The following is a 13756-nucleotide window of genomic DNA, read 5'->3' as shown; positions in this document are numbered from 1 at the left end:
AGAAGACAGAGGGGGGTAAGGCAGACGTGCGGAAACGCAGAGAAATGAGGGAAACGCGAGAAGGTCGACGCACCCGCCGGAAACTGCTTCAGCGGTGCTCGCGGGCCAATTTGTATCAAGCGCTCACGGCTGATCGAAAGCCGCCTCGCTGTGATCTGGGCCACTTATATGTTTGTCATGCTGCCATTCGGGTAGCAGCGCATGTTTGTGCAGGTCAGCCTCTACGGAACGGACTCGGCGCGGACCGCCCGGACGGGGGCGTGAATCGGGCACACTGGCCGGAACTGTCACGACCGGGGAGTGCAAGGTGAGCACTGAGAATCCAGGCATCGACCCACTGGACGGGCTGCGCGCGCCCCAGGACCCGGACTGCGATGTCTTCCTCACCGGCACGGTCTTCCTCGACATCATCTTCACCGGCCTGGACAGCGCCCCCGTGCGCGGCACCGAGTCCTGGGCGCGCGGCATGGGCTCCAGCCCCGGCGGCGTCGCCAACATGGCCACCGCACTGGCCAGACTCGGCCTGCACACCTCACTGGCCGCGGCCTTCGGCGACGACCACTACGGCGAGTACTGCTGGGACGCGCTGGAACAGGGCGAGGGCATCGACCTCTCCATGTCGCACACCGTCCGCGGCTGGCACTCCCCGGTGACCGTCTCGATGGCCTACGAGGGCGAGCGGACGATGGTCTCGCACGGCCACGAGGCGCCACCGCCCGCCTCGGCGCCACCTGGAGCGCCCCGGCCGGAGCCGGTGGCCGGGGCCTTCCCGCAGTGCCCGCCCCGGGCCCGCGCCGCCGTCGCCTCCCTCGTCCCGGGCCGCAGCGAGCCCTGGGTGGCCGAGGCCGCCCGCCGCGGTGCCGTGGTCTTCGCCGACGTCGGCTGGGACGAGACGGGCCGCTGGGACCTGACGGGCCTGACCGACCTGGCACACTGCCAGGCCTTCCTCCCCAACGCGGAGGAGGCCATGCGCTACACCCGCACCGACTGCCCCCGCGCAGCCGCGCACGCCCTCGCCGAACACGTACCGCTCGCCGTCGTCACCCTCGGCGCGGAGGGCGCCTACGCGGTCGACGCGGCCACCGGCACCGCCGCCGAGGTCCCGGCCATCGAGGTCGAGGCACTCGACCCGACCGGCGCCGGAGACGTCTTCGTGGCCGGTTTCGTCACCGGAACCCTCGCCAACTGGCCGCTCGCCGACCGCCTCGCCTTCGCCGGCCTCACCGCGGCCCTCTCCGTCCAGGAGTTCGGCGGCTCACTGTCCGCCCCGGGGTGGGCCGAGATCGCCGCCTGGTGGCAGCAGGTCCGCACCTGCGCCGACCAGGACCCGGCGGCGCTCCAGCGCTACGCCTTCCTCCAGGACCTGCTGCCCTCGGCCGCCCGCCACTGGCCGCTGCGCCGGGCCGTCCCGACGATCGGCTTCCGCCCGTGAACCACCGGTACGCCGCGGGACCGCCCCGCCCGCGAAAACCTCTCGGTGTTGTCCGTACGGAGTCGTAGGCTTGGAGGTCCAGAGGTTGTCGAGCAGCGAGAACCCTGCAACGGGAGGTATGCGCAGGCCCGAGGGCCGGCCCATGACTCAGACACCAACACAGCCGCAGGCGCGTGCCCACATCAAGATCCCGGCCGCACACCCCATGGTGATGCTCCTCGGATCGGGCGACTCGCTGCTGCGCGTGATCGAAGCGGCCTTCCCGGAAGCCGACATCCACGTCCGGGGCAATGAGATAAGCGCGACGGGGAACGCGGCGGAAATCGCCCTGATCCAGCGCCTGTTCGACGAGATGGTGCTGGTGCTCCGCACCGGTCAGCCGATGACGGAGGACGCTGTGGAACGTTCGATCGCGATGCTCAGGGCCAGTGACGACGGCCAGGCGGACGGCCCGGAGACCCCGGCCGAGGTGCTCACCCAGAACATCCTCTCCAGCCGCGGCCGCACGATCCGGCCCAAGACGCTCAACCAGAAGCGGTACGTCGACGCCATCGACAAGCACACGATCGTGTTCGGAATCGGCCCCGCCGGTACCGGCAAGACGTATCTCGCCATGGCCAAGGCGGTCCAGGCCCTGCAGTCCAAGCAGGTCAGCCGGATCATCCTGACCCGGCCGGCGGTCGAGGCGGGTGAGCGGCTCGGCTTCCTGCCCGGCACGCTCTTCGACAAGATCGACCCGTACCTGCGCCCGCTCTACGACGCCCTGCACGACATGCTCGACCCGGACTCGATCCCGCGGCTGATGGCGGCGGGCACGATCGAGGTCGCGCCGCTGGCGTACATGCGTGGGCGTGCCCAGCCCGTCTTCACCAAGGTGCTGACACCGGACGGCTGGCGCCCGATCGGCACACTGGAGGTGGGCGACCTCGTCATCGGCTCCGATGGCGCGCCCACGCCCGTGCTCGGGGTGTACCCGCAAGGCGAGAAGGACATCTACCGCCTCAGCGCCCAGGACGGCTCCTGGACCCTGTGCTGCGGTGAGCACCTCTGGACGGTCCGTGCGACGGCGGACGATCGGGAGGACCAGCCGTGGCGGGTCCTGGAGACCAAGGAGATGATCGGCAACCTCCGCGCGGGGCACGCTCCGCGCTACGAGCTGCCGATGCTCACCGCTCCGGTCAGCCTCCCCGAGCGCGAGGTTCCGATGGACCCGTACGCGTTGGGTCTGTCGCTGGGCGACGCCTGTCCGACCGGGGAGACGACCCCGTCGTTCGCCACCGAGGATCCTGGGCCGGCCGATGCGCTGGAGAGTGCGCTCCCGGGCGTTTCCGTACGGCACAGGGGCGGGCCCGACCACGCTCCGAACCGGGTGAAGGCTCCGGGCGACGTGGTCACGCTGGAGAACCCGGTCGCTCGTTCGCTGCGTGAACTCGACCTGGTGGGCACGGACCCGCACGCCAAGTCCGTACCGGACGCATACCTCTTCAACTCCGCCGACGTCCGGCTTGCGGTTCTTCAAGGACTGCTCGACGCGGACGGGGGGCCCGTCACTCAGACGGACGGAGCATGCCGCGTCCAGTACTCGACTGCATCGATCACGCTGCGCGACGACGTGATCGCTCTCGTGCAGTCCCTGGGCGGGGTCGCGTACACCCGCCGGAGGGCCTGTGAAGGGCGTGCACCGGGACCCGCGGTCCATGACCGCTACGACGAACACCTCCTCGACATCCGGCTCCCCGAGGGCATCGAGCCCTTCCGCCTCGCTCGTAAGGCGGAGAAGTACCGCGAGGCCGGAGGCGACGGCCGTCCGACGCGCTTCATCGACAGCATCGAACCGGCTGGTCGTGAGGAGGCGGTGTGCATCCAGGTGGCGGCGGAGGACTCGCTCTATGTCACCCAGGACCACCTGCTGACGCACAACACCCTCAACGACGCCTTCATCATCCTCGACGAGGCGCAGAACACCAGCGCCGAGCAGATGAAGATGTTCCTGACCCGCCTCGGCTTCGACTCGAAGATCGTCGTCACCGGTGACGTCACCCAGGTCGACCTGCCGAACGGGACCAAGAGCGGTCTGCGTCAGGTGCAGGACATCCTGGAGGGCATCGACGACGTGCACTTCTCCCGGCTCACGTCCCAGGATGTCGTCCGGCACAAGCTGGTCGGCCGTATCGTCGACGCGTACGAGAAGTACGACAGCCAAGGCGAGCAGGACGGCCGGGCCGGCAAGGGCCAGGGCCGCCACAACGGGAAGCAGTAGCAGCGCACCATGTCGATCGACGTCAACAACGAGTCCGGAACCGAGGTCGACGAGCAGGCGATCCTCGACATCGCCCGCTACGCACTCGCCCGGATGCGGATCCACCCGCTGTCCGAGCTCTCGGTGATCGTGGTGGACACCGACGCCATGGAACAGCTCCACATCCAGTGGATGGACCTGACGGGTCCGACGGATGTCATGTCCTTCCCGATGGACGAACTGCGTCCGCCGGCCAAGGACGACGAGGAGCCCCCGCAGGGGCTCCTCGGTGACATCGTCCTGTGCCCGGAGGTCGCCAAGAAGCAGGGCGAGGACGCCGAGACGCAGCACTCCATGGACGAGGAGCTCCAGCTCCTCACCGTCCACGGGGTGCTGCACCTGCTCGGCTACGACCACGAGGAGCCGGACGAGAAGGCCGAGATGTTCGGCCTCCAGGCGGCGATCGTGGACGGCTGGCGCGGTGAGCACGGACTGACCGGCCCGTCGCCCGCCCCCACCGTCTCGTGAGCCTGCCGCTCGTCCTCGGTGTCGTCCTGCTGGTCGTCGTCGGCTGGCTGGCGGCCTGCGCGGAGGCCGGTATCGCGCGCACGTCGAGCTTCCGGGCCGCCGAGTCGGTCCGCTCGGGCCGTCGGGGCAGCGCCAAGCTGGAACAGGTGGCGGCCGATCCGACCCGCTATCTCAACGTCGCCCTGCTGGTGCGGGTCGCCTGCGAGATGTCGGCCGGGGTGCTGGTCACGTACGCATGTCTGAAGGAACTCCCGGAGACCTGGGAGGCGCTGGCCGTCGCCATGGGCGTGATGGTCCTCGTCTCCTACGTGGCCATCGGGGTCTCGCCGCGCACCATCGGCCGCCAGCACCCGCTGAACACGGCCACGGCCGCGGCGTACGTGCTGCTGCCGCTGGCCAGGATCATGGGACCCATTCCGCAGCTGCTGATCCTCATCGGGAACGCGCTGACGCCGGGCAAGGGGTTCCGCAAGGGGCCGTTCGCCAGCGAGGCCGAGCTGCGGGCGATGGTCGACCTCGCCGAGCAGGAGTCGCTGATCGAGGACGAGGAGCGCCGCATGGTGCACTCCGTCTTCGAACTCGGCGACACCCTGGTGCGCGAGGTGATGGTGCCGCGCACCGACCTGGTCTGCATCGAGCGCTACAAGACGATCCGGCAGGCGCTCACTCTCGCGCTGCGCTCCGGATTCTCGCGGATCCCGGTCGCCGGGGAGAACGAGGACGACATCGTCGGGATCGTCTATCTGAAGGACCTGGTCCGCAAGACGCACATCAACCGGGAGTCGGAGGCCGATCTGGTCTCCACGGCGATGCGCCCCGCCGCGTTCGTGCCCGACACGAAGAACGCCGGTGACCTGCTGCGCGAGATGCAGCAGGAGCGCAGCCATGTCGCGGTCGTCATCGACGAGTACGGCGGCACGGCGGGCATCGTCACCATCGAGGACATCCTGGAAGAGATCGTCGGCGAGATCACCGACGAGTACGACCGCGAACTCCCGCCGGTCCAGGAGCTGGAGAACGGCTGCTTCCGGGTGACCGCCCGGCTGGACATCGGGGACCTCGGGGAGCTGTTCGGACTCGACGAGTACGACGACGAGGACGTGGAGACCGTCGGGGGTCTGCTCGCGAAGGCGCTGGGCCGGGTCCCGATCGCCGGAGCCTCCTCCGAGGTCGAACTGCCCGACGGACGGCGGCTGCGGCTGACCGCGGAGTCCCCGGCGGGCCGCCGGAACAAGATCGTCACGGTGCTGGCGGAGCCGGTGGCTCCGCAGGAGGAGGCGGTGGGATGACCCCCGAGGAGCTGAGGACGTTCTGTCTCGGGTTCAACGCGAGCGTCGAGGAGTTCCCGTTCGGTCCGGAGGCGTCCGTCTTCAAGGTGCTCGGCAAGATGTTCGCGCTGAGCGCGCTGCACGGGCGCCCGCTGACGGTGAACCTGAAGTGCGACCCCGACGACGCGGTGCGGCTCCGGGAGGAGTACGAGGCCGTGGCGCCGGGGTGGCACATGAACAAGCGGCACTGGAACACGGTGACGGTGTCGGGGCTGCCCGCGGCGAAGCTGCGCGAGCTGATCGAGGACAGCTACGACCTGGTCGTGGCGGGACTGCCCCGGGCGGAGCGGTTGCGGCTGGACCGGGGGTAGCGGGAGGCGGGTGGTTCGGGGCCACGCCCGGGCCCCCGCTCCTCAATCGCCGGACGGGCTTGACTCTGCCGCGGCGAGGCCTGTGTCCGTGCCCGCGGGGCTTGAGGTTCTCAGGCCCGTTGCCACCGCGGCCGCTGTGGTGATCAGCAGGCCCGCTGCCACCGCGACCGCCGTCCGGACTCCGTCGAACAGCGAGCCCTGGGCCGTCGCCACCACGCCGAGCAGCGGGATGCCGATCGTGAGACCCACCTGCTGGACCGTGGTGACCAGGCCCGTCGCCAGACCCTGCTCCTCGTTCGGCACACCTGATGTGACGGTCAGTCCGTACGCGATGATCGCGCCCAGGTGGCACATGCTGGCCAGGGAGACCGCCGCGGTCGCCAGCCAGATTCCGGAGCTCTCGCCGAGGCCCAGCAGGGCCGCGATGAAGACGCCCTGGCCCAGCAGGGAGACGGACAGGGTGCGCCGGGCCCCGATCCGGCCGATGACCTTCGGCGCGTAGACACCGGCCACCACCGAGGCGATGCCCTGCACGCCGAAGACCAGCCCGGTCCCGAAGGCCGACAGGTCCAGGACCTCCTGGAGGTACAGGGTCAGGACGAAGACGATCGTGCTCATCATCGAGAAGGTGAGGAGCCCGCCCAGATTGCCGAAGGCCACCGTGCGGCGGCGCAGCATCGGCAGCGACACGAGGGGGGCCGCCGCACGCGTCTCGACGAGCGCGAAGGCGATGAGCAGCGCGACTCCGACGACCAGCGCGATCTGCACGTCCCCGCGCCCGAATCCGTGCTCGGCTGCCGTCGACAGGGCGTAGATCAGTGCGAGGAGCCCGCCGGTGACCGTCGCCGCACCCGGTACGTCGAGCCGTGGCCGCTCGGGCGTACGGGACTCGGTGAGCAGCGCGGGAGCCGCCGCGAGCACGGCCACCGCGGCCAGCGTCAGCAGTCCCATGGTGGAGCGCCAGCCCAGCGTGTCGGTGAGGGTCCCACCGGCGACCATGCCGACGGTGAAGCCGAGGGAGAGCAGTGTGCCGCTGATGCCGAGCGCCCGGTCCCGCTGCGGGCCCTCCGGGAAGGTGGTGGTGAGCAGGGACATCCCGGTCGGCACGATCACCGCGGCGCCGAGCCCCTGGAGCGCCCGCCCGGTCAGGAACGCGGCCGGGTTCCAGGCGAGGGTGGCCAGCAGCGAGGCGGCGCCGAAGACGGCGAGGCCGGTGAGGAACATCCGGCGGCGGCCGTAGAGGTCGGCGATCCGGCCGAAGAGGAGCAGGAAGCCGCCGGACGGCAGGGCGAACGCGGTGATCGCCCACTGCAGGCCGGTCCGGCTCAGACCGAGGTCGTCGCCGAGTACGGGCAGTGCCACGTTCAGCACGGAGAAGTCGAGCGACACCATGAACTGGGCGGCACAGAGAACGAGGAGCACCAGCCGGGCCCGGCCGGAGAGCCGGTCCGGGGCTGGAGGTGCGGGAGGGGTGACAGCTTCTTGAGCCGGGGTGTGGATCGCCATGCCCATGAGCCTGCGGCCGTCGGAATATCCGTGGGGAGCGGGAACTTATCCTGTTGGCGCCACCACCAGGCAGGCGCGGGCACGGACACCAGGGGGAGTACGTGGGCACACCGGCCCGGATCGCGGCGGACGCGGGCAAGGCGCATCGTCTCGGTGAGCTGCGGGAGTTCCTGATGAGCAGGCGGGCGCGGGTCAGCCCGTCGGAGGCCGGCCTTCCGGACGGCGGCGCGCGGCGCCGCACCCCTGGGCTGCGCCGCGAGGAGGTCGCCGTCCTCGCCGGGGTGGGCGTCTCCTGGTACCAGTGGCTGGAGCAGGGCCGGGACATCACCGTCTCCCCGCAGGTGCTGGACTCGGTGGCTCGGGTGCTGCGGCTCAGCAGCGCCGAACGCCGTCACCTCTACGTCCTGGCGGGTCTCAACCCGCCCGCGCCGGAGGTCGATCCGGCTGACGCCGACATGTGCGACGGTCTGCAGCGGCTGCTCGACCGCTGGATGCCTTTTCCGGCGCACATCATGGACGCGTACTGGAACATCGTCCTGTACAACGACGCGGCCGCGATCGTGATGGGGATGGGGCGGGACCGGACACAGAACTGCGTGATCGACTTCTTCACCGACCCGGTCCACCGCGTCCGGCGCAAGGACTGGCGGGAGACCGCCGCCCAGGTCGTCGCCCAGTTCCGGGCCGCCTGCTCCGAATGCCCCGACGACGACGGATTCCGGGCGATCGTCGACGAGGCGAAGGAGCGCAGCCCCGAGTTCGCCGAGCTCTGGGAGCGCCGGGACATCGCGCCCGGCGGCCAGATGCGCAAGGAGCTGACCCATCCGGCGGTGGGCACGCTGGTCATGGAGGCCACCCAGCTGCGCATCCCGGCCCGCCCGGACCTGGCGGTCGTGCTGCACAACCCGTGGCCGGACACCGGCACCGAGGAGAAGCTCCGCCGGCTGGCCTCGCCCGAGGGGCGGCGTGGTTCGATGCGCCAGGTCCAGGGATGAGCCGAGCGTGCCGCCCGCGTGCCTCGACCGTCACCGCGCTTCGTATGCTCGGCACATGAGCGATAGCACCGACCTCGGCGCCGAGGACCGCAAGATCGTCACGCTGGCGCGCAGCGCCCGCGCCCGCAACGGTGTGCCGGAGGGCGCGGCCGTGCGGGACGAGACCGGACGTACGTACGTGGCGGGCACGGTGCGGCTGGAGTCGCTGCGGCTCAGCGCGCTCCAGACGGCCGTCGCCATGGCCGTGGCGAGCGGCGCCACCTCTCTGGAGGCGGCCGCGGTCGTCTCCGAGGCGCAGACCCCGTCGGACGAGGACCGCGCCGCGGTACGGGACCTGGGCGGTGCCGACACACCCGTGTTCCTCGCCGGGCCGGACGGGGTGCTACGGCTCAGCGTGACGGCGGGCTGACCTCCGCAGGACCGGCACATCGTGTGCGAACGCCCCGAGCCCACCGATTCGAAGATCCGACAGCCCGGGGACGCGGCACAGAAGCCGCCGCTGGGCAGCCGCGCCGGGTGTGGGCGCGCGCGTCGTCACCGGGGGAGGACTGCTCGCCGGGCCCGCCCGCGCCACGGCGGCATCCGCGGCGGTGGACTTGCCTTCCCGTCGTAGTCGCCGGGGGCGGCGGGCTGTGGATACGGGCCCGCCGGAGCCGCCGGCGCACGGCCTGAGGAGCGGCGCCCGGCGGCCCCGCCGGCCGCCTTGGTACGGCAGCGCCGCCGGGATCGGGGACAATGGGCGCCATGAGCGCTCGACCTAACCCAGAAGCTGCTGCGCCGCAGGCAGAGAACACCGCCCCCCACCGGGCCGGTTTCGCCTGCTTCGTGGGGCGTCCCAACGCGGGCAAGTCCACCCTTACGAACGCTCTGGTCGGACAGAAGGTGGCGATCACCTCCAACCGGCCACAGACCACCCGGCACACCGTGCGCGGCATCGTGCACCGGCCGGATGCCCAGCTGATCCTGGTCGACACCCCCGGCCTCCACAAGCCGCGCACCCTGCTCGGCGAGCGTCTCAACGACGTCGTACGCACCACCTGGGCCGAGGTCGACGTCATCGGTTTCTGCCTGCCCGCGGACCAGAAGCTGGGCCCCGGCGACAAGTACATCGTCAAGGAACTCGCGGGCATCAAGAAGACGCCCAAGATCGCGATCATCACCAAGTCCGACCTGGTCGAGTCCAAGCAGCTCGCCGAACAGCTGCTGGCCGTCTCCCGCCTCGGCGAGGAGCTCGGCTTCGAGTGGGCGGAGATCATCCCGGTCTCGGCCGTCAAGGACGAGCAGGTGGGCCTGCTGGCCGACCTGATCGCCCCGCTGCTCCCTCAGAGCCCGCCGCTCTACCCGGAGGGCGACCTCACGGACGAGCCCGAGATGGTCATGGTCGCGGAGCTGATCCGGGAGGCCGCGCTCGAAGGCGTACGGGACGAGCTGCCGCACTCCATCGCGGTCGTCGTCGAGGAGATGCTGCCGCGCGAGGACCGTCCGGCGGACAAGCCGCTGCTCGACATCCACGCCAACGTCTACATCGAGCGCCCCAGCCAGAAGGGCATCATCATCGGCCCGAAGGGCAAGCGCCTGAAGGACGTCGGCACGAAGTCCCGCAAGCACATCGAGGCACTGCTCGGCACGCCGGTCTTCCTCGACCTGCACGTGAAGGTCGCCAAGGACTGGCAGCGCGATCCGAAGCAGCTGCGCAAGCTGGGGTTCTGACGCGCAGGCTGCGGGTTCCGACCCGCAGGCCGGGGTTCCGAGCGGGCCCCGTCAGCGGTGCGCCGACGGTCTCACGCGCCCTCCTTCAGAACGCGTGAGACCAGGGCGCGCTGCGCGTCGGTCAGTCGGGGATCCGCGCAGTGCACCGTCCGGTCGCCGACCGTGATCCGGTAGCCGAAGCCGTCCGGAACACCGGGCGGCGGGGCCTCCCGGCCGCCGGCGAGCGCCGACTCGGCCAGGTTCTCCCACTCATGGGCGTCGGCCCGTCCGGCGGTGTCGATCTCGCGGTGGCGCGCGATGCCGGCGAAGCCGCCGGTCCTGCTCACCTGGATCCGCATGCGTGTCCTTCCTCGACGTCGGCGGACGGGCCTGCTCCGGGCCTCTACGCGGTCGGCACACCCACCTCCGACCAGGCCTTGAGGACCGCCTCCGCCTCGTCGCCCTCGCCGAAGCGGCTGCGCGCCGCCGCCACGGTCAGACGGGCGAAGGCCGCGAAGTCCGCGTCCACCGCCAGTTCACCACCTGTGAGCACATCGAACCAGAGCTGCCCGGCCTTCTCCCAGGAGCTGCCGCCGAGCGCCGTCGCCAGCAGGTAGAACGCGCGGTTCGGGATGCCGGAGTTGAGGTGGACGCCGCCGTTGTCGTCGCCGGTGTGGATGTAGTCGTCCATGGACGCGGGCTGCGGGTCCTTGCCGAGCACGTCGTCGTCGTACGCCGTGCCGGGCGCCTTCATCGAGCGCAGCGCCACCCCCTGGACACGGGGGGCCAGCAGCCCCGCGCCGATCAGCCAGTCGGCCTGCTCGGCGGTCTGGCCGAGCGAGTACTGCTTGACGAGCGAGCCGAACACGTCCGAGACGGATTCGTTGAGCGCGCCGGACTGGCCGTAGTAGCTCAGGTTGGCCGTGTACTGGGTCAGTCCGTGCGCCAGCTCGTGGGCGATGACGTCGATCGCGACGGTGAAGTCCAGGAAGACCTCCCCGTCCCCGTCGCCGAAGACCATCTGCTCGCCGTCGAAGAAGGCGTTGTTGTACTTCTCGTCGTAGTGCACGGAACCGATCAGCGGCAGCCCGTTGCCGTCGATCGAACGTCGTCCGTAGGCCTTGAGCAACAGTTCGAAGGTGGCGCCGAGGCCCGCGTACGCGCGGTTGACGCTGGCGTCGGACGTGGGGTCCTCGCCCTCGGCGCGGACCTTGGTGCCGGGCAGGTCGGTGCCGTGGCGGCAGTCGTAGAGCGTGCGGTCGGGTTTGCCGGAGCGGTCGCCCTCCGCGGCCGGGGCGACGGGCGACCGGACGGGGGTCGTCACCTGGCGGCGGGTGCGCCGTGCGGCGTCGGCCTCCAGGGTGCGGCGGGCCGGGCCCGCCAGGACGGGATCGTCGGACTGTGACAGCTTGTCGAGGACGTGGGGCGGCACGATGGCGCAGAAGACGGGGTGGAACCCGTGCTGAGATCGAGGCTGCATGCCTTCGACTGTGGCAGCGTGTGATCGCAATGTCACTGGTTGCCACCAGGATTGACGAAATAGAGTGATCGGTCACCGTTCACCCTTTACCGTCGCCCGGATCCCGCATACTGATACGGCACCGACGTCTCGGGCGTCGCTCGGCTACTCTCTTCGCATCATGCGTTTCGGGCTGCTTCTTCTTAGCTGCCGCGGCGAGGGTCTGTAGTCGTAGGCCGACCCCCTCCCCGCGGAGTCTTGTGTTGCAGCGACACAGTCGGCCTCCCCCAGGCTCTCAACGAGCAGGGGGACCCCCTTCTTGCCGGACTCCGAGGAGCCCTACGTCATGACCGCAGTGAATCCCGCCCAGACCCCCGCCGAGAGCGCCGTCGGGCGCCCCACGCCGATCACCAACGCCACGGGGCTGCAGAAGTCGTCCGGGATGCCGATCGGCAAGTACGGCCGGTACGAGGCCGTCGAGATCCCCGACCGCACCTGGCCGGACAACCGGATCACGGTCGCGCCCCGCTGGCTCTCCACGGACCTGCGCGACGGCAACCAGGCGCTGATCGACCCGATGTCGCCCGCCCGTAAGCGCGAGATGTTCGACCTGCTGGTGCGCATGGGCTACAAGGAGATCGAGGTCGGCTTCCCGTCCTCCGGCGAGACCGACTTCGCGTTCGTCCGCTCCATCATCGAAGAGGGCGCGATCCCCGAGGACGTGACGATCTCCGTCCTGACGCAGGCCCGCGAGGAACTGATCGAGCGGACCGTCGAATCACTGCGCGGCGCCCACCGCGCCACCGTCCACCTGTACAACGCGACCGCCCCCACCTTCCGCCGCGTGGTCTTCCGCGGCTCCAGGGAACAGGTCAAGCAGATCGCCGTGGACGGCACCCGGCTGGTCATGGAGTACGCCGAGAAGATCCTGGGCGAGGAGACGATCTTCGGCTACCAGTACAGCCCGGAGATCTTCACCGACACCGAGCTGGACTTCGCCCTGGAGGTCTGCGAGGCCGTCTGTGACGTCTGGCAGCCCGAGGAGGGCCGCGAGATCATCCTCAACCTGCCCGCCACCGTGGAGCGTTCGACGCCCTCCACGCACGCCGACCGGTTCGAGTGGATGTCGCGCAACCTGTCGCGCCGCGAGTTCGTCTGCCTCTCCGTCCACCCGCACAACGACCGCGGCACCGCCGTCGCGGCCGCCGAACTGGCCCTGATGGCCGGGGCGGACCGGATCGAGGGCTGCCTGTTCGGCCAGGGCGAGCGCACCGGCAACGTCGACCTGGTCACACTGGGCATGAACCTCTTCTCGCAGGGCGTCGACCCGCAGATCGACTTCTCCCAGATCGACGAGATCCGCCGCACCAGCGAGTACTGCAACCAGATGGAGATCCACCCGCGCCACCCGTACGCGGGCGACCTGGTCTACACCGCCTTCTCCGGTTCCCACCAGGACGCCATCAAGAAGGGCTTCGACGCGATGGAGGCCGACGCGGCCGCCCAGGGCAAGAGCGTCGACGACATCGAGTGGGCGGTGCCGTACCTGCCGATCGACCCGAAGGACGTCGGCCGCAGCTACGAGGCGGTCATCCGGGTCAACTCGCAGTCCGGCAAGGGCGGAATCGCATACGTCCTGAAGAACGACCACAAGCTGGACCTGCCGCGCCGGATGCAGATCGAGTACTCCCGGATCATTCAGGCCAAGACCGACGCCGAGGGCGGCGAGATCACGCCGGCGCAGATCTGGACCACGTTCCAGGACGAGTACCTGCCCAACCCCGGGAACGCCGAGGCTCAGTGGGGCCGCGTACAGATCCGTTCCGGCCAGAGCACCCTCGGGTCCGACGGCCGGGACACGATCACCGTCGAGGCGACGGTGGACGGCGCGGACACCGTGCTCACCGGCTCCGGCAACGGCCCGATCTCGGCGTTCTTCGAAGCGCTGCAGGCCATCGGCATCGACGCCCGGCTGCTGGACTACACGGAGCACACGATGAGTGAGGGCGCGAGCGCGCAGGCCGCCTCGTACATCGAGTGCGCCATCGACGGAAAGGTCCTGTGGGGCATCGGCATCGACGCCAACACCACCCGGGCCTCACTGAAGGCGGTCGTCTCGGCCGTCAACCGCGCCACCCGCTGAACCGGTGCCCGAAAGGGCACCAATCAGTACGGTCCGTGAGCCCGTCCACCCGCACCGGGGGGCGGGCTTCGGCCATCTCCGGGCGGTTGTGACGAGTGAGGTACTGACGTCTTCTCGTGGATGTGG

The 13756-nt window shown here is 70.2% G+C and carries 12 protein-coding genes; 9 read left to right on the top strand and 3 right to left on the bottom strand.

What is annotated here, in order from left to right; all coding sequences use genetic code 11:
• Positions 1 to 307: 307 nt before the first annotated feature.
• The 5 genes from ACFVJX_RS21495 (at position 308) to ACFVJX_RS21475 (ending at position 5838) form a co-directional block, all read left to right on the top strand.
• On the top strand, positions 308 to 1432 hold the full coding sequence (locus tag ACFVJX_RS21495; RefSeq protein ID WP_384128509.1) for a carbohydrate kinase family protein: 1125 nt from the start codon (positions 308 to 310) through the stop codon (positions 1430 to 1432).
• Positions 1433 to 1574: 142 nt separating this feature from the next.
• Complete coding sequence (locus ACFVJX_RS21490; RefSeq protein WP_384128511.1) at positions 1575 to 3692, top strand: PhoH family protein; 2118 nt, start codon at positions 1575 to 1577, stop codon at positions 3690 to 3692.
• Positions 3693 to 3701: 9 nt separating this feature from the next.
• The gene (gene ybeY, locus ACFVJX_RS21485) at positions 3702 to 4199 is read left to right on the top strand and encodes an rRNA maturation RNase YbeY (RefSeq protein ID WP_384128513.1); all 498 of its coding nucleotides are present in this window, start codon (positions 3702 to 3704) and stop codon (positions 4197 to 4199) included.
• On the top strand, positions 4196 to 5488 hold the full coding sequence (locus ACFVJX_RS21480) for a hemolysin family protein (protein ID WP_384128515.1): 1293 nt from the start codon (positions 4196 to 4198) through the stop codon (positions 5486 to 5488). The genes ybeY and ACFVJX_RS21480 overlap by 4 nt, the downstream gene beginning before the upstream one ends.
• Positions 5485 to 5838, top strand: a complete 354-nt coding sequence (locus ACFVJX_RS21475; RefSeq protein ID WP_384128517.1) for an MmcQ/YjbR family DNA-binding protein — start codon at positions 5485 to 5487, stop codon at positions 5836 to 5838. Before ACFVJX_RS21480 ends, ACFVJX_RS21475 begins: the two co-directional genes overlap by 4 nt.
• A 42-nt stretch (positions 5839 to 5880) precedes the next feature.
• Here the strand turns inward: ACFVJX_RS21475 and ACFVJX_RS21470 are convergent, their stop codons facing one another.
• Complete coding sequence (locus ACFVJX_RS21470; RefSeq protein WP_384128519.1) at positions 5881 to 7344, bottom strand: MFS transporter; 1464 nt, start codon at positions 7342 to 7344, stop codon at positions 5881 to 5883.
• 101 nt (positions 7345 to 7445) lie between these two features.
• Here ACFVJX_RS21470 and ACFVJX_RS21465 point away from each other — a divergent pair, with 101 nt between their 5' ends.
• The 3 genes from ACFVJX_RS21465 (at position 7446) to era (ending at position 10049) form a co-directional block, all read left to right on the top strand.
• On the top strand, positions 7446 to 8339 hold the full coding sequence (locus ACFVJX_RS21465; protein WP_384128521.1) for a helix-turn-helix transcriptional regulator: 894 nt from the start codon (positions 7446 to 7448) through the stop codon (positions 8337 to 8339).
• Positions 8340 to 8394: 55 nt separating this feature from the next.
• On the top strand, positions 8395 to 8748 hold the full coding sequence (locus ACFVJX_RS21460; protein ID WP_384128523.1) for a cytidine deaminase: 354 nt from the start codon (positions 8395 to 8397) through the stop codon (positions 8746 to 8748).
• Positions 8749 to 9074: 326 nt separating this feature from the next.
• The gene (gene era, locus ACFVJX_RS21455) at positions 9075 to 10049 is read left to right on the top strand and encodes a GTPase Era (protein ID WP_384128525.1); all 975 of its coding nucleotides are present in this window, start codon (positions 9075 to 9077) and stop codon (positions 10047 to 10049) included.
• A gap of 71 nt (positions 10050 to 10120) precedes the next feature.
• Here the strand turns inward: era and ACFVJX_RS21450 are convergent, their stop codons facing one another.
• Both ACFVJX_RS21450 and ACFVJX_RS21445 read right to left on the bottom strand, forming a co-directional pair.
• Positions 10121 to 10387 carry a protealysin inhibitor emfourin gene (locus ACFVJX_RS21450; RefSeq protein WP_384128527.1) on the bottom strand — a complete coding sequence of 89 codons (267 nt, stop codon included), beginning with the start codon at positions 10385 to 10387 and terminating at the stop codon, positions 10121 to 10123.
• A gap of 44 nt (positions 10388 to 10431) precedes the next feature.
• Positions 10432 to 11508, bottom strand: coding sequence for a M4 family metallopeptidase (locus tag ACFVJX_RS21445; RefSeq protein WP_384128529.1), 1077 nt, complete (start codon positions 11506 to 11508; stop codon positions 10432 to 10434).
• Positions 11509 to 11833: 325 nt separating this feature from the next.
• On the opposite strand from ACFVJX_RS21445, the gene leuA reads away from it, so the two are divergent.
• On the top strand, positions 11834 to 13630 hold the full coding sequence (gene leuA, locus ACFVJX_RS21440; protein WP_384128531.1) for a 2-isopropylmalate synthase: 1797 nt from the start codon (positions 11834 to 11836) through the stop codon (positions 13628 to 13630).
• Positions 13631 to 13756 lie beyond the last annotated feature (126 nt).

Source organism: Streptomyces sp. NPDC127177 (genome assembly GCF_042672475.1).
Classification (GTDB): domain Bacteria; phylum Actinomycetota; class Actinomycetes; order Streptomycetales; family Streptomycetaceae; genus Streptomyces.
This window is presented reverse-complemented; position numbering and strand designations above follow the sequence as displayed.